Consider the following 22687-nt stretch of genomic DNA (forward strand, 5'->3'; position numbering starts at 1 on the left):
GTGGTGGGTCAGCGGCGGGGGAGCAGCGGCCGGGCGAGGGCCCAGTAGCCGGCGGCGACCGCGTTGAAGACGCCCATGCCGGGGGGTGAGTCGACGTTCGAGGGGGCGACCCGGGCGGTCATCAGCTCGGCGATCACCCCGTCGGGTACGGTCCGTTCGGCCTGGAGTTGACGGCGGCGGGCACCCACCCAGGATCTGTTGCGCCACAGCCAGCCCCAGCCGCGGGTCTTCTGCCGGGTCCAGCCACCGGCGAGCGCGGCGGCGAGCATGGCGGCTTCGGTGAGCAGCAGCATCGGGGCGAGCAGCACCAGGGTGCGGGTCTGGTAGGCGGTGAGCAGGGTGACCAGCCGGTTGCGTTCGACCAGGTAGAGCTTCAGGTCGTTGCGGGAGAACTCGTAGTGGTGGCGGACGACGGCGTCGGGGACGTACTCCAGGCGCAGGCCGCGTTGCCAGAGCCGCAGGCTCAGCTCGGTGTCCTCGTGGTAGGCGAAGTACTCTTCGGCGAAGCCGTCGAGCTCCTGCCAGCGCTGCCTGCTGATCACGAAGCAGCAGCCGCTGAGTGACGGGACTCTGGTGCGGACGGCGTGGGCGGTGGCCGGTTCGCCGTTGCCGCCGGCCCAGGACAGGCCGGTGAAGTGCAGCGGGTTGCCGGCGGTGTTGATCAGTTCGGGGGTGTCGGCGAGCCGGATGGAGGCCATCGCGGCGCCGACGCCGGGTTCGGCGGCGACCGCCACCGTCTTGGCGAGGGCGTCGGGGGCGACGATGGCGTCGGAGTTGACGAAGGCGAGCCAGTCTCCGGTGGCCTCGGCGGCGCCGATCCGGCAGCCGCCGGAGTAGCCGGTGTTCTGCTCGGGGCGGACGACGCGCACCTGGGGGAAGCCCTTGACGATGTCGATGCCGTCGCCGGTGCAACCGTTGTCGACGACGACCAGTTCGATGTCGACGTCGGTGCTGGCGAGGACGGCGTGGGCGGCGTCGACCAGGTACGGCTCGGCGCCGTAGGCGAGCATGACCGCGGTCACCTGTGGGCGGGTCATCGGATGCCTCCGGATGCGGCAGGGGCGGCGGCCTCGGCGAGCGGCCGGGTGGGGGTGGTGGGTCGGTGGGCGCCGCCGCGCAGCAGCAGTGTCGCCATGGTGGCGGCCACGATGACGGACCCGATGGTGTACGCCAACTCGACTCGCAGGGTGACCGGGGCGGGGATCAGCGTGACGGCGATCAGGGCGGCGACGCCGGCGGTCCAGGCGAGCGCCTGGGCGCGGTGCCGGTCGAGGGCGAGCAGGGCCTGGCCGAGCACCATCGCCCACAGGTAGGCGAGGGTGGCGGCGGCCAACCAGGCGAAGTCGGCGTGGCCGAGAACGCCGGGTGCGTCGAAGAGGGCGCCGACCAGCCACGGGCCGAGCAGCACGGCGCCGAGGGCGCCGGCGAGGCCGAGGGCGGTGACGATGCCGAGTGCCCGGCGCAGCAGGCTGTGGAAGCCGGCCTGGTCGCCGGTGGTGGCGGTGGTGGCCAGGCCGGGCAGTAGTGACGCCTGGAGGGAGCCGAAGACGAACAGGGGGATGCGGACCAGCACGAGGGCGCTCAGGAGCGCGCCGGCGGCTGCCGCGTCGGAGGGCGCGAGTAGTTGCACGTTGATCACGCCGATGTTCACCACGACCTGGGAGAGCAGGCTCGAGGCGGTGAGCAGGCCGAGGCCGCGCAGCAGGGTGGCCCAGGCGACCGGCGGGCCGGCGCCGATGGCGCGCAGCACCGGTGGCAGGGTGACCAGGACGCTGACCAGCGGGGCGGCGACGAGTACGAGCCCGTACCAGACGGGGGAGGTGACCCCGGCCAGCCCGAGCAGGGCGACCATGATGATGCGCAGGCCGCCGTCGATCCCGAGTTGGGTGCCGTACCAGGGGAACAGTTGCAGGCCGGAGAGGACGCCGCGGGTGGCGTAGGCGACGGCCATCGCGGCGAGTGCGCCGATGAGCACGGTGACCAGGTTGCCGTCGCCGGCGAAGAGCTTGTCGGCGAGCGGCTGGCGGCCGATGGTGACGGCGGACACCAGCACGGCGAGCAGCACGGCGGCGACGGTGACGCCGCGGGCCAGCACCGGTCCCGGGGGCAGCCCCTGGCTGTGCCGGGCGGCGACGATCCGGGCGACTTCCTGTTCGATCGGCATGAACACGCCGATGCCGAGGGTGAACACGATCGACCAGAGCACCGACAGGGCGGAGTAGTCGGCGGTGCTGAGGCTGTGGCCGGCGACCGCGAGGTGCACGTAGGAGGCGAGGCCGAGAAGGCCCAGCCCGGCACCAACAGCGATGGTGCCGGGCGGGATCAGGCGCAGCAGGCGACGGATCACCGGCGAATGAGGGCCAGCGTGAGGACGGCGAACGCGCGGCCGAGGTAGATCATCGCCCGGGCGGGGGAGTGGCTGGGTGTGCCGGCCATCCGTTTCCGCATGGCGACGGGCACCTGCCGGATGCGGTATCCGCGGCGGGCGGTGTGGACCAGGGTCTCCACGGTGTCGCCGAGGTATTCGGCCGGGTACCAGGTGGCGAACATGTCGATGACCCGCCGGTTGGCGGCGCGGAAGCCGGACGTGGTGTCGGTGAGCTTGGTGTGGGCGACCCGGGACAGCACGGCGGAGAGCATCACCATCGCCCAGCGGCGGGGGCCGCGGACGGTGTAGTCGCCCTCGCCGGCGAAGCGGGCGCCGATGACGAGGTCGTTGTCGTCGAGCAGGTCGACGAGCTTCGGCACGTACCGGGGGTCGTGCTGGCCGTCGGCGTCGATCTGGATGGCGACGTCGTAGTTGTGGTCGCGGGCGTAGCGGTAGCCCAGGCGCATGGCCCCGCCGACGCCGAGGTTGTACGGCAGTTTCGCGACTGTGGCGCCGGCGGCGGTGGCGACGGCGGCGGTGCGGTCGGTGGAGCCGTCGTCGACGACGAGCACGTCGACGCCGGGCAGTTCGCCGCGGACCTCGCCGACGACGTCGGCGATCGAACCGGACTCGTTGAGCGCCGGGATGATGATCAGTGTGCGTTTGCCGTTAACCATCGGTCGACACCAGTTCGTCACGGGCCGCCCGGTCCGCGTCGATCTCGGCGCGCAGCAGGGCGAAGTCCTCGGCCAGGGTGCGGGTCTCTTCTTCGAGTGCGCTGACCTCCCAGCTCAGGTGCACGCACACGAGCAGCAGGAAGACGATGCCGAGGAAGAGCACCAGGCTGACGCCGGAGGCGACGCCGAGGAGTTCGGCGACGTTGTCGAGCAGCCGGGGGAACAGGGACAGCGGGATCACGACGACCAGTACGGCGAGCCAGAGCATGCCGTACTTCTCGCGCAGCTGACGGCGGCGCAGCAGCTCGACGATGGTGCCGAGGAGCAGCAGGCCGGTCAGGCCGGTGACGAGGGTGAGCTTCATGCGACCTTCCACGGGGCGGGTGGAGCGGGGGAGTGGAACGCGTCAACCAGGGCGCTGTGCCAGTCCGGAAGCGGGGGCAGACCCACGGCTGCCCAGCGGCTGTGCCCTAGCACACTGTACGCAGGCCGGGGGGCGGGACGCGGATACCGGTCGCTGGTGGTGGGTCGAATGCGGTCCGGGTCCAGCCCGGCCAGCGTGAATGTGGCGCGGGCCAACCCGTACCAGGTTGTCTGCCCGGTGCAGGTGCCGTGGTAGACGCCGGGCGGCGCGTTGCCGGCCACTGCCGCGTCGGCGAGCGCGACGAGTCGTTGGGCGAGCGCGTAGGACCAGGTGGGTTGGCCGTGTTGGTCGTCGACCACGTCGAGGTGGTCGCGGTGGGCGGCGAGTTGGAGCATGGTGGCCACGAAGTTCGGGCCGTGGGCGCCGTACAGCCAGGCGGTGCGTACCACGTACCCGGTGTCGGGCAGGAGGCGCGCGACGGCCTGTTCGCCGACGAGTTTGCTGCGGCCGTACGCGTTGACCGGCGCGGTGGGCGCGTCCTCCGGGTAGGGGGTGTCCGCGTTGCCGGCGAGGACGTAGTCGGTGGAGACCTGGATCAGTCGGGTTCCGTCGGCGGCGCAGGCCGCGGCCAGGTTGGTCACGGCGCCTCCGTTGACGGCGGTCGCCGCGGCCTCGTCGGCTTCGGCGGCGTCGACGTTGGTCCAGGCCGCCGCGTTGATCACCAGGTCGTGCCCGGCGACGGCGGCGTCCACCGCCGCGCGGTCGGTGACGTTCAGGTCGGCGCGGGTGGCGGCGGTCACCTTGAGGTCGGGTCGTGCTCCCAGCACGGTGACCAGGTCCCGGCCGAGCATTCCGCCCGCGCCGGTGACGAGGATTCGGGTCATGCGGCCGGGGCGGACTTGAGGGGTTCCCACCACGTGCGGTTGTCCTGATACCAGCGGACGGTGTCAGCGAGGCCCTGGTCCAGGGTGATGCTGGGGTGGTAACCGAGCTCTTCGCTGATCTTGGTGATGTCGAGCGAGTACCGGCGGTCGTGGCCCTTGCGGTCGGTGACCGGGACGACCCGGTCCCATCCGGCGTCGCAGGCGTCCAGGAGCAGACCGGTGAGTTCCTTGTTGGTCAGTTCGGTGCCGCCGCCGATGTTGTAGACCTCGCCGGCGCGGCCCTTCTGCTGCACGAGGGCGATGCCGCGGCAGTGGTCGTGCACGTGCAGCCAGTCGCGGATGTTGCCACCGTCGCCGTAGAGGGGGACGGTGCCGCCGTCGAGGAGGTTGGTGACGAACAGCGGGATGACCTTCTCGGGGAACTGGTACGGGCCGTAGTTGTTGGAGCAGCGGGTGACGACCACGTCCATGCCGTGGGTGCGGTGGTACGACAGCGCCAGCAGGTCGGAGCCGGCCTTGGACGCCGAGTACGGCGAGTTGGGGGCCAGGGGCCAGGTCTCGGTCCAGGAGCCCTCGTCGATCGAGCCGTAGACCTCGTCGGTGGAGACGTGCACGAATCGTCCGGTGCCGTGGCGCAGCGCCGCGTCGAGCAGCGTCTGGGTGCCCAGCACGTTGGTGGTGACGAACGGCGCGGCGCCGGCGATCGAGCGGTCGACGTGTGACTCGGCGGCGAAGTGCACGATCACGTCGTGCCCGGCGACGACCTCGTCGACCACGACCGGGTCGCAGATGTCGCCCTGCACGAACCGCAGTCGCGGGTCGTCGCGGACGGGCGCGAGGTTGGCGAGGTTGCCCGAGTAGGTCAGCTTGTCCAGGACGGTCACGGCGGCCGGCTCGAGCGGCGGCACGCCGTCGGCGCCGCCGAGGGGCTTGCCCAGCAGCAGGCGGACGTACTCCGACCCGATGAATCCGGCTCCGCCGGTGACGAGGATCCTCACGGGTCCGGAAGTATACGCGACGGGTGGCGCGCTAAGCCCGGTATGCGACCCCCGCACAACCTGTCCGGGTGCGGCTAGGCTTCCCCGGTGCGCGGAATCCTACTTGCCGGCGGCACCGGGTCCCGGCTCTGGCCGATCACCCGGGCGGTCTCGAAGCAGCTGATGCCGGTCTTCGACAAGCCGATGATCTACTACCCGCTCTCCACCCTGGTGATGGCCGGGGTCCGGGAGATCCTGGTGATCACGACTCCGGACGACCAGGACCAGTTCCGTCGCCTGCTCGGCGACGGCAGCCAGTTCGGGCTGCGGCTGGAGTACGCCAGCCAGGAACGCCCGGAGGGCATCGCGCAGGCGTTCATCCTCGGCGCGGACTTCATCGGCGACGCGTCGGTGGCGCTGGTCCTCGGCGACAACATCTTCCACGGTGTGGGCCTGGGACGGCAGCTCGCCGACCACGGTGACCTGGTCGGCGGTCGGGTGTTCGCCTATCAGGTGGCCAACCCGCAGGAGTACGGCGTGGTCGACTTCGACGCCGATGGCCGGGTGCTCTCGATCGAGGAGAAGCCGGCCCGGCCGAAGTCCCGGTTCGCGGTGCCCGGCCTGTACTTCTACGACAACCGGGTGGTCGACATCGCGCGCAAGCTCACCCCGAGCGCGCGCGGCGAGCTGGAGATCACGGCGGTCAACGAGGCGTACCGGGAGTGGGGCGAACTGTCGGTGACGGTGCTGGATCGGGGCACCGCCTGGCTGGACACCGGCACGTTCACCTCGATGATGCAGGCCGCCGAGTTCGTCCGGGTGGTCGAGGAACGGCAGGGCCTCAAGATCGGTTGTGTCGAGGAGGTCGCCTGGCGGGCCGGCCTGATCGACGACGCGCAGCTGCGCGCGCTGGCCGAGCCGCTGACCAAGAGCGGCTACGGCGACTACCTGCTCCGGCTGCTCAGTGAGCAGGCCGAGCGCGACGGGGGTTCCTGGTGAAGATCCGGGAGTTGGGCATCGAGGGCGCCTGGGAGATCACCCCCCAGCAGCACGGTGACCCGCGTGGCATGTTCATGGAGTGGTACCGCTTCGACAAGCTCGCCGAGGCGGTGGGGCATCCGCTGCGACTGGCCCAGGCCAACCTGTCGGTGTCCGCGCGTGGCGTGGTGCGCGGCGTGCACTTCGCCGATGTCCCGCCCGGGCAGGCCAAGTACGTGACCTGTGTGCGGGGCGCGGTCCTCGACGTGATCGTGGACCTGCGGGTGGGTTCGCCGACCTTCGGCCGGTGGGAGGGCGTCCGGCTGGACGACACCGACCGTCGGGCGGTCTACCTCAGCGAGGGGCTGGGGCACGGGTTCTGCGCGTTGACCGACGACGCGACGTTGAGCTATCTCTGCTCGGCCACCTACAACCCGACCGGCGAGCACGCGGTGCACCCGCTGGACGAGGAGTTGGGCATCGAGTGGCCGGCGGAGGTTCCGTTGCTGTCCGCGCGCGACGACGCGGCGCCGACCCTCGCCCAGGCGCGCGAGCGGGGTCTGCTCCCGGAGTACGACAGCTGCCGGCGGTTCGTGGCGAGCCTCGGCCCGGACGGAATGTCGCACTCAACCGGTATGTGACAGCGCTCGGGGCACGACCTGTGGTCTGACAGTGACGAACCGGGCCCCCAGGCGGCTAATGTCACACCATGGAGCGGCGAATCTTCGGCCTCGAGACCGAGTACGGCGTCACCTGCACCTATCGCGGGCAGCGGCGGCTGTCCCCGGACGAGGTCGCGCGGTATCTGTTCCGGCGCGTGGTGTCCTGGGGTCGGTCGAGCAACGTCTTCCTGCGCAATGGGGCCCGGCTCTACCTGGACGTCGGGTCGCATCCGGAGTACGCGACACCGGAGTGCGACTCGGTGACCGATCTGGTCGCCCACGACCGGGCCGGCGAGCGGATCCTGGAGGGCCTGCTCGTCGACGCGGAGAAGCGGCTGCACGACGAGGGCATCGCGGGTGAGATCTACCTGTTCAAGAACAACACCGACTCGGCCGGCAACTCGTACGGGTGCCACGAGAACTACCTGGTCTCCCGGCACGGCGAGTTCGGCCGGCTCGCCGACGTGCTCATCCCGTTCCTGGTGACCCGGCAGTTGATCTGCGGCGCCGGCAAGGTCCTGCAGACCCCACGCGGCGCGGTCTACTGCCTCTCGCAGCGGGCCGAGCACATCTGGGAGGGCGTCTCCTCGGCGACCACCCGCAGCCGCCCGATCATCAACACCCGCGACGAGCCGCACGCCGACGCCGAGCGCTACCGGCGGCTGCACGTGATCGTCGGTGACTCCAACATGAACGAGGTCACCACGCTGCTCAAGGTCGGCACCGCCGACATCGTGCTGCGGATGATCGAGGCCGGGGTGGTGATGCGCGACCTGTCCCTGGAGAACCCGATCCGGGCCATCCGGGAGGTGTCGCACGACATCACCGGGCGGCGCAAGGTGCGGCTGGCCAACGGCAAGGAGGTCAGCGCCCTCGACATCCAGCAGGAATACCTCGCCAAGGCCACCGAGTTCGTCGAGCGGCGCGGCGGCGACCAGGCCGCCAAGCGGGTCGTCGAGCTGTGGGGGCGGGTGCTCAACGCGGTGGAGACCGGTGACCTGGAACCGGTCTCCCGGGAGATCGACTGGGTCAGCAAGCTGCGGTTGATCGAGCGCTACCAGCGCAAGCACGATCTGCCGTTGTCGCACCCCCGGGTGGCGCAGATGGACCTGGCCTACCACGACGTGCGTCGCGGCCGGGGCCTCTACGGGCTGCTGGAGCGCCGCGGTGACGTCGACCGGGTGGCCACCGACCCGGAGATCTTCGAGGCCAAGGAGACCCCGCCGCAGACCACCCGGGCCCGGCTGCGGGGCGAGTTCATCCGGCACGCCCAGGAGAAGCGCCGCGACTTCACCGTCGACTGGGTGCACCTGAAGCTCAACGACCAGGCGCAGCGCACCGTGTTGTGCAAGGACCCGTTCCGGGCGTACGACGAGCGGGTGGAGCGACTGATCGCCAGCATGTGACGGGTTACCGGCCCCGGCGGTGCGCTGCGCCGACGGGGCCGGTCGGCCCGGCGCGCCGAGCGGTTAAGCTGAGCGCGCCATGACGACTTCTGGACCTTCCGACCGTTCCGAGCGCCCCGAGCGCGGCACCGAGCGGCAGAACTGGATCGAACGCCGGCGGGAGAAGATCCGCGCCGAGATCGACCGTAACCGGCGCGGTGACTACACGGTGCCGACCTGGGTGCTGGCCCTGGCCCTGGCCCTCATCGTGGGCGGCTGGCTGGCCCTGATCTTCCTCGCCTAACCCCCAGCGCTCCGGCCCCGCGCCGTCGCCCGCGTTGATCATGAAGTTGTTGCCCCGACACGCCGAGGCGGCGGGCACTTCATGATCACCAGGGCCGGGCCGGGCCGATCAGGGGAGGAGGGTTGTGGCGTGGCGGCCGGCGGCGGCTGCGGACAGGAAGTAGGCGTGGTCGGCGTCGAGGCCACGGCCCATGGTGGACAGCGGCACGACGCTGGCCCGCAGCGCGGCGTCGAGACCGTCGGTGCCTACCCGCACGATCGTGTGCCGGGCCGCCAGGGGCGCCAGCGCCGCGTGCACCTCGGCCGCGAGCGACGGGGCCAGGTCCTCGGGCACCACCAGCTCCGCCGGGGCGAGCGCCACCCGGCCGTACGCGGTGAGGCTGTGGTGTGACACGCCCCGGTGCCGGGGACGGGGGTCGGCGTCGGAGATGCGCAACGACCCGACCGGCCGCCCGCCCAGCGTGGCGACCGCGTTGACCGCCTCGCCGACCGCGACGCCGGAGAAACCCCAGCGGGTGCCGGTGCCCAGGTTGCCGGGCCCCTGAGCCACGATCGCCAGGTCCGCGTGGAGCACGTGCCGGGCGGCGAGCAGACCGCCGTGCACTGTGGTGGCCTCCAGGTCGCCGCCGAACGCCTGCCCGACCGTGATCGTGCCGACCAGCTCGGACCGCAGCCCGGCGAGGGTGCGGGAGAACCAGGCGGGCAGCGCGCCACCGTCGGTGAGCAGGTACGCCACCCGCGCCCTCGGGGCGTCGGCCCGGATGCCGGCCAGGATCGCCGGCAGCGCCGAGTGCAGATCGGCGGTGACCACCGGCAGGCCGCCCAGGTCGTCCGCGTCGGCCAGCACGTCGCGGTGCGGGGACGCCTCCTCGTCGACACCGAGCAGGATCGGCTGCAACGGGGTGTAGCGGGCCTTCACCAGGTGCCCGGCGTCGCGGGTGTCGGCGACCTCCGGCGGGTCCGGGGGCAGCCGGTCCGGCAGGGCGACCACCAGGGCGTACCCGCCGGTGCCCAACCCCATCAGCAGCGCGCCGGCGTTGAGCAGCACCCGGTCGCCCGGCTCGGGCGTGCCGACCAGCTCCGGGTAGGCCAGCGCGCGCATCCGTGTGCCGTCGGGCAGGTCGACGTCCAGCTCCACCGCCCCGGTCCACTGCCGTCGCAGCGTCGCCACCGTCCCCGTACGCCATCGCACCATGACGGGCACGCTAGCCGCGCGGGCCCGGCGGCCCGCGCCCGGGTGCGGTTCAGGTGGACTCGGCGCCGCCGGCGTCCGGGCTCGGTCGGGCCTGGGTGTGCCGGGCGGTGCCGGTGGCCCCGGGCAGCGAGCGGGTGGGGTCGAGGAAGACGAACCGGATCTCCGGGTAGCGGCCGGTGAGCCGTCGTTCGGCCTCGTCGGCGGCGGTCTCGATCTGCGCGCCGGTGGCCTCGTCGCGGAAGTCGACCTTCGCGGCGACCAGGATGTCGTCCGGGCCGAGCTGCATGGTCAACAGGGTGTCGATGCGCTCCACCTCGGGCAGCCCGGCCAGCTCCTGCTCGATCTCGCGGCGCAGCCGTTCCGGCACGGCCCGGCCGACCAGCAGCGACAGGTTGTTGCTGGCGAGGATCCCGGCGACGGTCAGCAGTAGCAGGCCGATCAGGATCGACGCCACGCCGTCCCACACCTCGTCGCCGGTGGCGTGCGACAGACCGACGCCGAGCCCGGCCAGCACCAGACCGATCAGGGCCGCGCTGTCCTCCAGGAAGACCGCCTTGACGGTGGTGTCGGCGGTCAGCCGCAGAAACCGCCGAGGCGTGGTCCGCCAGCGTCGCGACTCGCGGCGGACCTGGCGCACCGCGCGGGCCAGGGAGATCGACTCGATGACGAACGACACCCCGAGCACGATGTACGAGATCAGGTAGTCGCCGCTGTGCTTGTGCACCAGGATCGTGGTGACGCCGTGGGTGACGGCGAAACCGGCGCCCGCGACGAACGTGAACATCGCCGCGAAGAACGCCCAGACGTAGCTCTCCTTGCCGTAGCCGAAGGGGTGTCGCTGGTCGGCCGGGCGGGCGCCGCGGCGCAGCGCCTGGAAGAGCAGCACCTCGGTGGTGGTGTCGGCCACCGAGTGCGCCGCCTCGGAGAGCATCGCGGCGGATCCGGAGATCACCCCGGCGATCAGTTTGGCCACCGCGATGGCGAGGTTGGCGGCGCCGGCGACGACGACGGTGCCGACGCTCTCGCTCGCGGGCCTGGCCTCCGGTGCCGACATGAGGATCACCCTATGACCGCGGACGGCGACGCGCCGGGGGAGACCCGATCCGAACATGTGTGCGGCACGCCCGCGTGGGTGCACGGTGTGGGCGCGTCGGCTGCTAGCGTCTACCGCGTGTCGCGGACCCGCACCGAACGCCTGGTCAACCTGGTGATCTGCCTGCTGTCCACGCGACGGTTCCTGACCGCCGCGCAGATCGCCGCGACCGTGCCCGGTTACGAGCACGATCCTGACGACGCGCGCGACCACGAGGCGTTCCAGCGCAAGTTCGAACGGGACAAGGCCGAGCTGCGCGAGTTGGGTGTCCCACTGGAGACCGGCACGGCGAGCGCCTTCGACGCCGAGCCCGGCTACCGGATCGCCCACCGCGAATACGCGCTGCCCGACATCCTCCTCGAACCGGACGAGGCCGCCGCGGTCGGCATCGCCGCACGGCTGTGGCAGCACGCCGGGCTGGCCGCCGCCGCGTCGTCCGGGCTGGCCAAGCTGCGCGCCGCCGGGGTGGACGTGGACCCGCAGGCGACCCTCGGCCTGGAGCCGATGGTCACCGTCGACCCGGCGTTCGCGCCGCTGACCGCCGCCGCGCGGGACCGCCGCGAGGTGGGGTTCGACTACCGGGTGCCCGACCGCGACGCGCCCAGTCGGCGGCGACTGCAACCGTGGGGCGTCGTCTGCTGGCGCGGCCGGTGGTATGTGGTCGGCCACGACCAGGACCGGGAGGCGACCCGCTGCTTCCGGCTGTCCCGGGTCGTCGGCGCGGTCCGGGTGACCGGCGCCCCCGGCGCGTACGAGCCTCCCGCCAACGTCGACCTGATCAGCCACGTGGCCCGCTGGTCGGGTCCGGTGGAGCGCACCGGCCGGGCCACGGTGCTGGCCGCGCCGGGACGGGCCGCCGGGCTGCGCCGCTGGGCGCTGGAGGTGACCGCCGGTCCGGACGGCGACCGGCTGGTCCTGCCGTACGCGGAGCCGGACGGGTTGGCCGGTCATCTCGTCGGCTACGGCCCGGACGTGCGGGTGCTGGACCCACCGGAGGTCCGCGAGGCGGTCATCCAACGACTCAAGGAGATCGCCGTGCGCCACGACGAGCTGGCCGTGGGCGGAGGTGCCCGGTGACCCGCCCGGCCGCCCGCACCGGTTCCCGCGCGTCCGCCGACCGGCTGGCCCGACTGCTCAACCTGGTGCCCTACCTGCTGGCCCGGCCCGGCATCGAGATCGCCGAGGCGGCCGGTGACCTGGGCGTCACCGAGCGCCAGCTCCGGGAGGACCTGGAGCTGCTCTGGGTGTGCGGGCTGCCCGGGTACGGCCCCGGTGACCTCATCGACATGGCGTTCGACGGTGACCGCGTGACCATCACCTACGACGCCGGCATCGACCGGCCGTTGCGGCTGACGCCCGACGAGGCCCTCGCTCTGGTGGTGGCGCTGCGGATGCTGGCCGAGACGCCCGGGGTGGCCAACCGGGAGGCCGTCGAACGGGCTCTGGCCAAGATCGAGGCCGCAGGCGACCTGGTGGGCGCCCCGGTGGCGGTCCGGTTGCCCGGAGACACCCCGCGGGTCGAGGCGCTGCGCGCCGCCGTCGAGGGCGGGAAGGCCCTGCGGATCACCTACTACACGGCCGCCCGGGACGAGACCACCGAGCGCGTCATCGACCCGCTGCGGATGCTCATGGTCGGCGGCCGGGCGTACGTGGAGGCGTGGTGCCGGCGTGCGGAGGCCGTCCGGCTGTTCCGCGCCGACCGGATCGACGCGACCACCGAGTTGGACGAGCCGGCCATGGTGCCGCCGCAGGCCGTGCCGCACGACCTCACCGAGGGCGTGTTCCGCCCGACGGCCGACCTGCCGCTGATCACCCTGCGGATCGGCCGGGGCGAGCGGTGGATCACCGAGTACTACCCGTGCGAGCGGGTCGAGGCCGGCGACGGCGACCAGTGGCTCGTCTCCCTGCGGGTCACCGACCTGGGCTGGGCCCGCCGGTTCGTGCTGGGTCTCGGCCCGGAGGTGACGGTGGTCGCCCCGGTCGAGTTGGCCGAGCAGGTGCGGGCGACGGCCGCCGCCGCGTTGGACGCGTACGCCGTGCCCGCGCCCCCGGCGGTGCCCCGACCGTCCGAGGTCGACGCGGGGCGCGCGCCGGCGGGTGACCCGGCGGTGGCCGGCCGCACCCAGTAGGCTGACCGCCGTGCTGATCTGGATCGTCCTCGCGGTGGTGCTGCTGCCCCTCGTGGTGCTCGCGCTGGCCGTGCGCCCGGTGCTGGCCCGGTTGCCCCAGCTGCGCCGCGCGGCCGTGGCGTTGCAGCGGCGTGCCGCCGAGGCCGAGGCGCTGCGGGACACCGCCGAGGCGTTGCAACAACGCGCCGAGGACGTCCAACGTCGGCTCGACACCACCTCCCGACGGCTCGCGGTGATCAAGGCCAAGCGCGGCTGATCGGGCCCGCACCTGGTGGTGGTTGACGGATCATCGTGGGTTGGTCAAGACTTCACCCTCCCGGCCAAACCACCACTACCCAACGGGTGGCGGGCAGCCGATCCGCACGTACGATGGGCTGCGTACCACCCCTCGGACACAGAGCGACTGGAGCTTCTCATGGGTGCCCTCAAGCCGTGGCACATCGCTGTTCTCGTGGTTGTGCTGATCCTGCTCTTCGGTGCGAAGCGGCTCCCTGACGCGGCCCGGTCGCTGGGTCGGTCGCTGCGGATCATCAAGGCCGAGACGAAGAGCCTGCAGGACGACGACCGCGACCTCGCCGAGAAGGCCGACGCGCAGGCCGCCTACCAGCCGCTGCCGCCGCACACCGGGCAGCAGGCGCCGTACGCCGGTCAGCCGCAGCAGGCCCCGTACCAGCAGGCCCCGCCGCAGCAGCCGGTCGTCGACCCGGTGCACCGCGTCCGCGACAACTGACCGAAGGGCCCCACTCCCGTGGCCTTCGCCCTGCGTAAGCGCGGCCCGAGCAGCTTCGAGCGGGCCGCCGACGGCTCGATGACGCTCATCGAGCACGTCCGCGAGCTGCGTAACCGTCTCTTCCGCGCGTCCGTGGCGATCCTCATCGGGTTCGGTCTCGGTGTGTGGTTGGCCAAGCCGGTGCTGCACCTGCTCCAGCAGCCCTACTGTGACCTCCCGCAGGCCAGATTCGTCGACGGCAAGTGCGAGTTCGTGCAGCTCGGCCCCGCCGACCTGTTCCTGCTCAACCTGAAGGTCGCGCTCTGGGTCGGGTTGATCGTGGCCGCACCGGTCTGGCTCTACCAGCTCTGGGCGTTCATCGCGCCCGGCCTGCACCGGCACGAGCGACGCTACGCGTACTTCTTCACCGCCCTCGCCGCGCCGCTGTTCGCGGCCGGTGCGGTGCTGGCGTACTTCGTCACGGCCAAGGGCCTGGAGTTCCTGCTCAGCATCTCCGACAGCGAGATCAGCACCACCCTGGAGATCACCAAGTACATCTCCTTCGTCACCAACCTGATCCTGTTGTTCGGGGTGGCGTTCGAGTTCCCGTTGATCGTGCTGATGCTCAACTTCGTGGGCATCGCCAGCGCGAAGCGGCTGCTCAGCTGGTGGCGGGTGGCGATCTTCGTGTTCTTCGCGTTCTCCGCCGTGGTCACCCCCACCCCGGACCCGTTCGGGATGACCGCGTTGGCGCTCTGCCTCTCCGCGCTCTACTTCGGCGCCGTCGGCGTCGCGTTCCTCAACGACAAGCGGCGTGGGCGGGGCAAGGAGATCTACGCCGGCATCGACGACGACGAGGTGTCGCCGTTGGAGTTCGACGCGGACCCGGTCGTGGCCGGGCAGCGGGTCGATTCGACCGCGCCGATCGGCGTGCCCGAACCGGTCGCCCCTCCCGCGCCGATCGAGCGCCGCTACGACGACATGACCTGACGGCCCCGCGCCGACCGGTCCACCGACGCCGTCCCCGGGTTCCCGGGGGCGGCGTCGCCGCGTCACCTCCCGCGTCGGCGGCGGGACTGAAGGTGACGGCGGCCGCCCCGGGGAAACGGCGGGTGTCCGACCGGTACGGTGCTGCCCGTGACCGCAGACGATCACCTACCCGCCGCCGGCGGACCGACCGACGGAGCCCTGGTCGCCGGTGGACCGACGACCGGCGGCGCCCCGCTCGCCGGTGGACCGGTCGACCGCGCCCCGCTCCCCGGTGGACCGGTGGCCGTCCTCACGAACCCGACCGCGGGCCGGGGACGCTACCGGGCCCTGCTGCCCGGGCTGTTGGACGGGTTGGCCGTCGCCGGGCGGCCGATCCGGCTGCTGCCGGCGTCGAGCCCCGCCGAGGCGGAGGCGGCGTGCCGGGCCGCCGTGGCCGACGGCGCCGGCGCGTTGGTGGCGGTCGGTGGGGACGGCACCGTGCACCGGGCGTTGCAGGCGGTCGCCGGCACCGACGTGCCGTTCGGCCCGATCCCGGCCGGCACCGGCAACGACTTCGCGCTGGACACCGGTTTCCCGGCGGACCCCCTCGCGGCGGCGGTGATGATCGGCGAGGCGCTGCGCGACGGCCGCAGTCGACCCGTCGACCTGGCCCGGATGGTCGGCGTCGACGGCGCCGAGCGGTGGTACGGAGCGGTCCTCGCGGCCGGGTTCGACGCGATCGTCAACGAGCGGGCCAACCGGATGCGCTGGCCACGCGGCCCACGCCGGTACGACCTGGCGATCCTGGTCGAGCTGGCCCGGCTGCGCCCCCGCCGCTACACGCTGCGCCTCGACGGGGTGCCGCACGACCTGGACGCGGTGCTCGTGGCGGTGGGCAACTGCCCGACGTACGGCGGTGGCATGCGGATCTGCCCGGACGCGGACCCGACCGACGGGCTGCTCGACGTGGTGGTGGCGGGTCGGGTCAACCGGCGGACCCTGGTCCGGGTGAAGCCGCGCATCTATCAGGGCACCCACGTCAGCCACCCGCTGGTGCGCAGTTTCCGGGCCCGCACCGTGGAGGTGGCCGCCGAGGGCATCACCTCGTACGCCGACGGGGAACGGTCACTGGCCCTGCCGGTGACGATCAGCGCGGTTCCGGCCGCCCTGCGGTTGCTGCGTTGACCCGGACCGCGCCGATGCTCGCCGCGATGACCAGCACGATGGCGACGCACTCCAGCACCGTCAGCGCCTGCCGCAGCACCAGCCACCCGGCGAGCGTGGCAACGGCCGGGCCGAGGCTCATCAGCACCGCGAACGTGGCGGTGGGCATCCGCCGTAGCGCCAGCAGTTCCAGGGTGTAGGGCAGCCCGGAGGCGAGCACCGCGAGGGCGGCGCCGAGCGCCAGCACCTGCGGGTCGAGCAGCACCGCGCCGCCGTCGACGATGCCGAACGGCAGGGTGACCACCGCTGCGACGGTCAACGCTAGGGCCAGCCCGTCCGCGCCGGGGAAGCGGCCGCCGACCCGGGCGCTCAGCACGATGTACGCGGCCCACATGGCGCCCGCGCCGAACGCGAAGGCCACCCCGACGGGGTTCAGCCGGTCGAAGCCGCCCTGACCGAGCAGCGCCACCCCGGCCAGTGCCAGCCCCGCCCAGCCCCAGCTGGCCAGCCGTCGGGCCGAGAACACCGACAGGGCGAGGGGACCGAGCACCTCGAGCGTCACCGCCGGGCCCAGCGGGATGCGTTCGATAGCCTGGTAGAACAGCGAGTTCATGCCGGCCAGCGCGAGCCCGAACGCGCCGGCCGCGAGCCAGGCCGAGCGGTCGTGTCCGCGCAGTCGGGGCCGGCACACGGCGAGCAGCAGCACCGCGGAGATGGTCAGCCGCAGGGTCACCGCGCCGGCCACCCCGGTACGCGGGAAGAGCAACGCGGCCACGGCGGCGCCGAACTGCACCGACAGCGCCCCGCCGAGCACCAGCCCCACCGCGACGACGCCGCCGCGCCGGGCTGGTGGCGCGTCGGCCGGTGGTGGCGTGGGCAGCAGGATCTCGGTCACGGGCACGACGGTAGGCGTTGCGCCCAGGTCACAGTGCGGCGGTGTCCACCTCAGTGACCAGCGGGGCCCGGGTCGGGCCGGTGTCGCTCAGGCCGGCAGGGCGAGGTCGAGCACCGCGCCGAGGCCGTTCTCCCGACCCGGCTCGGCGGCCGGGAGGACCAGCACCGAGCAGCCGGCGGCCACCGCGCCGGCGTCCGCGGGGGTGTCACCGACCATCAGGGTCTGCTCCGGGTCGACGCCCAGCATCCCGCAGGCCCGCCAGAAGATCGCCGGGTCGGGTTTGCACCGCCCCACCTCGTACGAGAGGACGAACGCGTCGACGAGGTCGGTCAGCCCCCAGGTGTCGAAGTGTGGCCGCAGGTCGAAGCCGATGTTGCTGACCACCGCCACCGGCACCCCGGCGTCGCGCAGCGCGGTCAGCGTGGGGGCGGTGTCGGCGTACGGATGCCAGCCGTCGGCGGTCAGCAACCGCTCGTAGAGCGCGTCGGCGAAACCGTCGATGCCGGCGTCGACGGTTTCGGCCAGCCCGGTGTACGCGCCCCGGTGAGCGTGTTGGTAGAGGTCCCGGTCGGCCCACAGTTCGGCCAGTCGGGGTGGCACCCGCGCCGGCAGTGGCCCGCCGGCGCGCCCGGCGGTCAGCAGGCGGTCGGCCAGCGAGGTGGCGCGGACCCGGTCCAGGGTGACGCCGCACGCCGCCGCGGCCTCCAGCACCCACCGCTGGGAGTCCTCCACCTGGGCCAGGGTGCCGTGGAAGTCGAAGAGCACCGCCTTGACCGGGCGTCGGGACGCCCGGCGCTCGGCGGTGCCCGGCGGACTGGTCTGGGGCGGTTCGGCATGGTCCGGCACGCCGTGCACCCTACCGACCGCCCCCGACCGCCCCTCGGGACGGCCTTGTGGGGTGCTGTGACTCGGCACGCACTAATCTTGGTGCCATGTCGAGCCCCGCCGAGCGGTACGCAGCGGCGCGCCGCAAGGCCGCACAAGCCGCACAGTTTCCGGCGTTGGACGAGTTCGCCCTTGAGCTGGGGTTCGACCTCGACGACTTCCAGCGGGAGGCGTGTCAGTCGCTGGAACGGGGCAGCGGTGTGCTGGTCTGCGCTCCCACCGGCGCCGGTAAGACGGTGGTCGGGGAGTTCGCCGTCCACCTGGCGTTGCGCGGGCGACCCGACGACCCGGTGCCCGCCGCCGACGCGACGACCCCACCGGCGCGGCGCAAGTGCTTCTACACCACGCCGATCAAGGCGTTGTCCAACCAGAAGTACCACGACCTGGTCGCCCGGTACGGCGCCGAGCAGGTGGGCCTGCTGACCGGCGACAACGCGATCAACGGCGACGCGCCGGTGATCGTGATGACCACCGAGGTGCTGCGCAACATGCTCTACGCGGGCTCCAGCACCCTGCAGGGCCTCGCGTACGTCGTGATGGACGAGGTGCACTACCTGGCCGACCGGTTCCGCGGCGGGGTGTGGGAAGAGGTGATCATTCACCTGCCGGCCTCGGTCACCCTGGTCTCGTTGTCGGCGACCGTGTCCAACGCCGAGGAGTTCGCCGACTGGCTGGTCACCGTGCGCGGCGAGACCGCGGTGGTGGTCAGCGAGCACCGGCCGGTGCCGTTGTGGCAGCACATGCTGGTCGGCAAGCGGATGTTCGACCTGTTCCACGACGCCGACGCCGCGCGCAAGCACGACGTGCACCCGGAGTTGCTGCGCTACACCCGGGAGACCGTGCGGCGGCTGGAGTTGGGCGAGGGGCGCAGCGCTGGCCCCGGTGCCGGGCGTCGTGGCCCGCGCTGGCGTGGCCCGATGCGCCCCGACATCGTCGACCGGCTGGACCGGGAGGGTCTGCTGCCGGCGATCCTGTTCATCTTCAGCCGGGCCGGGTGCGCCGCCGCGGTGCAGCAGTGCCTCGCCGCCGGGTTGCGGCTCACCTCGGCGGAGGAGCGGGCCGAGATCCGCCGGGTCGTCGAGTCCCGGGTCACCGCCATTCCCGGGGAGGACCTGTCGGTCCTGGGCTACTGGGAGTGGCTGGACGGTCTGGAACGCGGCCTGGCCGCCCACCACGCGGGCATGCTGCCGGTGTTCAAGGAAGTCGTCGAGGAGCTGTTCGTCCGTGGCCTGGTCAAGGCGGTCTTCGCCACCGAGACCCTGGCGTTGGGCATCAACATGCCGGCCCGCTGCGTCGTCCTGGAACGGCTGGTGAAGTACAACGGCGAGGCGCACGTCGACCTGACCCCGGGGGAGTACACGCAGCTCACCGGGCGCGCCGGGCGCCGTGGCATCGACGTGGAGGGGCACGCCGTCGTGGTGTGGTCCCCGGAGACCGACCCGCGGCACGTGGCCGGGTTGGCGTCCACCCGCACCTACCCGCTGCGCTCCAGCTTCCGGCCGTCGTACAACATGGCCGTGAACCTGGTCGGCACTGTCGGCGCGGAGCCGGCCCGCGCTCTGCTGGAGTCGTCGTTCGCCCAGTTCCAGGCGGACCGGTCGGTGGTCGGTCTGGCCCGGCAGGTGCAGCGCAACACCGAGACCATCGAGGCGTACGGCGCGGAGGCCGCCTGCCACCACGGCGACTTCGACGAGTACTTCGCGCTGCGGGTGGCGATCGCCGAGCGGGAGAAGGCGATCGCCCGGCAGGGGCAGACCCAGCGCAAGGCCGCCGCGGTGGCCTCGTTGGAGCGGCTGCGCGTCGGTGACGTGATCCGGGTGCCGTCGGGCCGGCGGGCCGGTCTGGCGGTGGTGCTGGACCCGGCGACCGGCGGGTTCGGTGAGCCCCGGCCGCTGGTGCTCACCCAGGACCGTTGGGCCGGGCGGGTCAGCCCCGGCGACTTCACCACACCCGCCGAGGTGCTGGCCCGCATCCGGGTGCCCAAGCACTTCAACCACCGGTCACCGGCCGCCCGGCGGGATCTCGCCGCCGAGGTCAGCGGGACCGGCCTGGACCGGCACGGCGGTCGGCGCGGAGGGCGTTCGCGGCAGGTGACCGGCGAGGACCACCGGATCACCCAGCTGCGCACCGAGCTGCGCCACCACCCCTGCCACGCCTGCCCGGAGCGGGAGGAGCACGCCCGCTGGGCGGAGCGGCGTCGGCGGCTGGAGCGCGACACCGAGGAGCTGCGCCAGCGGGTCAGCGGCCGTACGGGGTCCCTCGCCCGGACGTTCGACCGGATCGTGGCGTTGCTGACCGAGCGGGGGTACCTCGCCCGCGACGGCGCGGTCACCGACGCCGGTCGGATGCTGGGCCGGATCTGGACCGAGGCGGACCTGCTGGTCGCCGAGTGCCTGCGCCGGGGGGTGTGGAACGGGCTGTCGCCGGCCGAGTTGGCCGCTGCGGTGTCGGTGGTGGTGTTCGAGGCGCGCCGTGATGTCGACGAGCGGGCGTCGCTGCCGCGCGGGCCGGTGGCCGACGCGGTGGACGAGACGCTGAAGCTGTGGGGGGAGATCGAGGCCGACGAGGCGGCGCGCGGGCTGACCGCGACCCGGGAACCGGATCTCGGGTTCGCCTGGCCGGTCTACCGGTGGGCCCGGGGTGAGGCGCTGGCCAAGGTGCTCGGCAGCGGGCACGAGATCGATGGTGAGATGCCCGCCGGTGACTTCGTCCGGTGGGCCCGACAGGTCGTCGACCTGCTCGGTCAGATTGCCGACTCCGGTGGCGCCGCAAGTGAGCTGCGCTCCACGGCGCGACAGGCTATAGCGGCGGTCAATCGGGGCGTTCTCGCTTACCACACGTCCGCCTGACAATGACGATCCGTCATTTTTCGTCGGCGAATCGACGCAGCGGACGGTTACCGCGACGGCACCTTACGAATAGCCGCCAAGGCGCTGTTGCGCCTGATCACGGCACCCCTGATCATTGCCGAGGCGTCGTGTTGACGGGCCGGTAACGAATGGGGAGAAAGCCGCCGTGGCGGAAATCAATCATTTTGAGTACGGGTGGATCACGCCCGCGTTGAGTTACGCGCTGTCCGTGCTCGGATCGATCCTCGGTCTGGTCTGTGCCGGACGCATTCGCACGGCCCGGACCGGCGGTCAGCGGGCATGGTGGGGCCTGTTGTCGGCCTGGGCGCTGGGCGGCACCGCCATCTGGGCGATGCACTTCATGGCCATGCTCGGCTTCGCTGTCGAGAACACCCGGATCCGCTACGACGTGCCGCTGACCGCGGCCAGCACGGCCATCGCCGTGGTGGCGGTCGGTATCGGCCTGGCCATCGTGGGCACCGGCCGGCTCAATCCGGTACGCCTGATCGCCGGCGGCCTCTTCACCGGTGTCGGCGTGGCCTCCATGCACTACACCGGGATGGCCGCCATGCGCCTCAACGGCAGCCTCGGCTACGACACCGTCCGGGTGGTGCTCTCGGTGGTCATCGCGGTGGTGGCGGCCACCGTCGCCCTGTGGCTCGCGATGACCGTCCGGCGGGGGGTCGTGATCTTCGCGTCCGCGCTGGTCATGGGGATCGCCGTCAACGGAATGCACTTCACCGGCATGAGCGCCCTGTCGGTGCACCGCCACGAGGGGACCGGCGAGGTGACCGGCACCGGGGTGAGCACCCTGCTGGTGCCGATCGTGCTGGCGGTGATCTTCGGGGTGGTCGGTCTGCTCTACGCGCTGCTGGCCGCTCCGACCGACGACGACCGGGCCGCCACCGCGTACCTGGACGGGCGGCGGCTCGCCGCACCGGAGGCCCCGGCGCCCACCGCCGCTCCCGATCCGGTCGGGTTGCGGGCCCGCTCCACCCTCGGCCAGCCGGGTACGCCGTTCCCGTCCCGCCGGGACACACCGCCGCGCTGACGCCGCCCGGCTCGGCCCGCGCTGACGCCGCCCGGCTCGGCCCGCGCTGACGCCGCCCGGCTCGGCCCGCGCTGACGCCGCCCGGCTCGGCCCGCGCTGACGCCGCTCGGCCCGGCCCGCGCCGTCCACGCCGGTGCGGCGGCGGGTCAGGCCGGCCGGCGGCTGCGGCCGACGGTGAGGGTGGCCAGCAGCCCGGGGTGATCTGTCGCCTCGCGCATGGGCACCACGGTGCGACAGCAGATCGTGATGTCCGGGGTCGCCGTGATGTGTTGCAGCCGGCCGTCGTCGATGCGTTGATGGCCGGTCGGCGTGCAGGTCCGCACGTCGGGGTCGTGGCCGGCGCGCAGGTTGAGGTCGCCGGCCAGCACGGTGGGCAGGCTTCCGGCGTCGCGGCTGATCCCCGGCAGGATGACGTCGAGCAGGTGGTGGCACTGGGTCAGCGCGACGCGGTAGCCGGTGGCCGAGAGGTGCGTGGTGCAGGCGAGCAGGGCGCCGTCGGCGTCGACGCAGAGCCAGGCCCGTTCCTCGGGGTCCGCGAGGTCCTGCGTCGGATGGGTTCCGGCGTACACGGTGCCCGGGCCGGCCGCTGCCCGCGCGTGGGCCAGCAGCCCGATGCCGAATCGTTGGCCGTTGCGGCAGCGGGTGTCGTCGCCGCTCGGTCGGTCACCGGCGGCCTGGAACGCGGCCACGACGGTCCGGCCGGGGTGGACGGTCTGGAACACGCGGCGCAGGACGGCAAGGTCGTTCGCGCAGATCTCGTTGAGGGTGACCAGGTCGGGCGTCTCGGCGGTGATCACCTCGGTGGCCCTGGCCAGCGCCCGGCCGGTGTAGCAACCGGCGCGGCCACTGTTGCAGAGGTTCATCTGCAGCATCCGCAGCACGGTGACCTGCGGGGCGTCGGCCGGTGCGGCGCGCAGTGCGGTCGGTCGTGCGGCTGGCGCCGCGGTCGGCAGAGCGGCGACGGCGAGGAGGCAGCCCACGGCCAGGGCGCGGCGCAGGAAACGGTTCGAACGGGCGGCCACACGGACTCCGGATGCACGAGGCGACAGTCATCGCCGAGGTGCCAGTGATCCTACTGGCGGTCCAGCCACGATGGAGATCCAGAGCGGCGGGCCGAGGGGGCACCCGCGTGGCGCGTACCCCCTCGGGT

Annotated in this window: 23 protein-coding genes; 12 read left to right on the forward strand and 11 right to left on the reverse strand. The window is 72.7% G+C overall.

The features are described from left to right. Positions 1-8: 8 nt before the first annotated feature. Genes KBX26_RS18025 through rfbB form a run of 6 tightly spaced genes read right to left on the reverse strand, consistent with a single transcriptional unit; the run spans position 9 to position 5291 of the window. Positions 9-1037, reverse strand: coding sequence for a glycosyltransferase family 2 protein (locus KBX26_RS18025; RefSeq protein WP_030332910.1), 1029 nt, complete (start codon positions 1035-1037; stop codon positions 9-11). Then, a complete protein-coding gene (locus KBX26_RS18030; RefSeq protein WP_307857843.1) occupies positions 1034-2347 on the reverse strand; it encodes a polysaccharide biosynthesis protein in 1314 nt (437 codons plus the stop codon). Before KBX26_RS18030 ends, KBX26_RS18025 begins: the two co-directional genes overlap by 4 nt. After that, on the reverse strand, positions 2344-3045 hold the full coding sequence (locus KBX26_RS18035; protein WP_030332914.1) for a glycosyltransferase family 2 protein: 702 nt from the start codon (positions 3043-3045) through the stop codon (positions 2344-2346). The genes KBX26_RS18030 and KBX26_RS18035 overlap by 4 nt, the downstream gene beginning before the upstream one ends. After that, entirely contained in the window at positions 3038-3409 is a 372-nt protein-coding gene (locus KBX26_RS18040) for a DUF2304 domain-containing protein (RefSeq protein ID WP_030332916.1), read from the reverse strand. Before KBX26_RS18040 ends, KBX26_RS18035 begins: the two co-directional genes overlap by 8 nt. After that, entirely contained in the window at positions 3406-4293 is an 888-nt protein-coding gene (gene rfbD / locus KBX26_RS18045; protein WP_030332918.1) for a dTDP-4-dehydrorhamnose reductase, read from the reverse strand. Before rfbD ends, KBX26_RS18040 begins: the two co-directional genes overlap by 4 nt. Continuing rightward, positions 4290-5291 (reverse strand): dTDP-glucose 4,6-dehydratase, encoded by a 1002-nt coding sequence (rfbB, locus tag KBX26_RS18050; protein ID WP_030332920.1) that lies wholly within the window; start codon positions 5289-5291, stop codon positions 4290-4292. The genes rfbD and rfbB overlap by 4 nt, the downstream gene beginning before the upstream one ends. 87 nt (positions 5292-5378) lie before the next feature. Here rfbB and rfbA point away from each other — a divergent pair, with 87 nt between their 5' ends. The 4 genes from rfbA (at position 5379) to KBX26_RS18070 (ending at position 8599) form a co-directional block, all read left to right on the forward strand. Beyond that, the gene (gene rfbA / locus KBX26_RS18055) at positions 5379-6269 is read left to right on the forward strand and encodes a glucose-1-phosphate thymidylyltransferase RfbA (protein WP_210857778.1); all 891 of its coding nucleotides are present in this window, start codon (positions 5379-5381) and stop codon (positions 6267-6269) included. Further along, positions 6266-6889 (forward strand): dTDP-4-dehydrorhamnose 3,5-epimerase, encoded by a 624-nt coding sequence (gene rfbC, locus KBX26_RS18060; protein ID WP_030332924.1) that lies wholly within the window; start codon positions 6266-6268, stop codon positions 6887-6889. The genes rfbA and rfbC overlap by 4 nt, the downstream gene beginning before the upstream one ends. A 68-nt stretch (positions 6890-6957) precedes the next feature. Next, positions 6958-8316, forward strand: a complete 1359-nt coding sequence (gene pafA / locus KBX26_RS18065; RefSeq protein ID WP_030332925.1) for a Pup--protein ligase — start codon at positions 6958-6960, stop codon at positions 8314-8316. Between the two features lie 79 nt (positions 8317-8395). After that, positions 8396-8599 (forward strand): hypothetical protein, encoded by a 204-nt coding sequence (locus tag KBX26_RS18070; RefSeq protein WP_210857777.1) that lies wholly within the window; start codon positions 8396-8398, stop codon positions 8597-8599. A 108-nt stretch (positions 8600-8707) separates the two neighbouring features. Here the strand turns inward: KBX26_RS18070 and KBX26_RS18075 are convergent, their stop codons facing one another. Beyond that, positions 8708-9793 (reverse strand): DUF3866 family protein, encoded by a 1086-nt coding sequence (locus KBX26_RS18075; RefSeq protein ID WP_210857776.1) that lies wholly within the window; start codon positions 9791-9793, stop codon positions 8708-8710. Positions 9794-9842: 49 nt separating this feature from the next. After that, the gene (locus KBX26_RS18080) at positions 9843-10847 is read right to left on the reverse strand and encodes a cation diffusion facilitator family transporter (protein WP_030332931.1); all 1005 of its coding nucleotides are present in this window, start codon (positions 10845-10847) and stop codon (positions 9843-9845) included. Positions 10848-10964: 117 nt separating this feature from the next. Here KBX26_RS18080 and KBX26_RS18085 point away from each other — a divergent pair, with 117 nt between their 5' ends. From KBX26_RS18085 to KBX26_RS18110, 6 genes are all read left to right on the forward strand, one after another. Beyond that, entirely contained in the window at positions 10965-11963 is a 999-nt protein-coding gene (locus KBX26_RS18085; protein WP_030332932.1) for a YafY family protein, read from the forward strand. Then, on the forward strand, positions 11960-13015 hold the full coding sequence (locus KBX26_RS18090) for a YafY family protein (RefSeq protein WP_210865937.1): 1056 nt from the start codon (positions 11960-11962) through the stop codon (positions 13013-13015). Before KBX26_RS18085 ends, KBX26_RS18090 begins: the two co-directional genes overlap by 4 nt. Positions 13016-13025: 10 nt before the next feature. Beyond that, positions 13026-13271 (forward strand): hypothetical protein, encoded by a 246-nt coding sequence (locus KBX26_RS18095; protein WP_030332934.1) that lies wholly within the window; start codon positions 13026-13028, stop codon positions 13269-13271. A gap of 159 nt (positions 13272-13430) precedes the next feature. Then, complete coding sequence (gene tatA / locus KBX26_RS18100) at positions 13431-13745, forward strand: Sec-independent protein translocase subunit TatA (RefSeq protein WP_210860995.1); 315 nt, start codon at positions 13431-13433, stop codon at positions 13743-13745. A gap of 18 nt (positions 13746-13763) precedes the next feature. After that, on the forward strand, positions 13764-14714 hold the full coding sequence (tatC, locus tag KBX26_RS18105) for a twin-arginine translocase subunit TatC (RefSeq protein WP_030332936.1): 951 nt from the start codon (positions 13764-13766) through the stop codon (positions 14712-14714). A 279-nt stretch (positions 14715-14993) separates the two neighbouring features. Continuing rightward, positions 14994-15878, forward strand: coding sequence for a diacylglycerol kinase family protein (locus KBX26_RS18110; protein ID WP_307857846.1), 885 nt, complete (start codon positions 14994-14996; stop codon positions 15876-15878). Here the strand turns inward: KBX26_RS18110 and KBX26_RS18115 are convergent. Together KBX26_RS18115 and KBX26_RS18120 are read right to left on the reverse strand one after the other, a co-directional pair. Next, positions 15841-16752, reverse strand: a complete 912-nt coding sequence (locus KBX26_RS18115) for a DMT family transporter (protein WP_374224309.1) — start codon at positions 16750-16752, stop codon at positions 15841-15843. The two genes, KBX26_RS18110 and KBX26_RS18115, sit on opposite strands and share 38 nt — an antisense overlap. Before the next feature lie 87 nt (positions 16753-16839). Then, positions 16840-17598 carry an HAD family hydrolase gene (locus tag KBX26_RS18120; RefSeq protein WP_210865939.1) on the reverse strand — a complete coding sequence of 253 codons (759 nt, stop codon included), beginning with the start codon at positions 17596-17598 and terminating at the stop codon, positions 16840-16842. Positions 17599-17684: 86 nt separating this feature from the next. Between KBX26_RS18120 and KBX26_RS18125 the strand changes: the two genes are divergently transcribed. Continuing rightward, positions 17685-20486, forward strand: coding sequence for an RNA helicase (locus KBX26_RS18125; RefSeq protein ID WP_030332942.1), 2802 nt, complete (start codon positions 17685-17687; stop codon positions 20484-20486). A 166-nt stretch (positions 20487-20652) separates the two neighbouring features. Then, positions 20653-21537: an MHYT domain-containing protein gene (locus KBX26_RS18130; protein WP_030332944.1), complete on the forward strand. Its 885-nt coding sequence runs from the start codon at positions 20653-20655 to the stop codon at positions 21535-21537. A 146-nt stretch (positions 21538-21683) separates the two neighbouring features. On the opposite strand, the gene KBX26_RS18135 is transcribed toward KBX26_RS18130, so the two are convergent. Further along, the gene (locus tag KBX26_RS18135) at positions 21684-22559 is read right to left on the reverse strand and encodes an endonuclease/exonuclease/phosphatase family protein (RefSeq protein WP_051708539.1); all 876 of its coding nucleotides are present in this window, start codon (positions 22557-22559) and stop codon (positions 21684-21686) included. Between the last annotated feature and the right edge of the window lie 128 nt (positions 22560-22687).

Source organism: Micromonospora sp. C97 (assembly GCF_018070385.1).
Taxonomy (GTDB): Bacteria; Actinomycetota; Actinomycetes; order Mycobacteriales; family Micromonosporaceae; genus Micromonospora; species Micromonospora parva.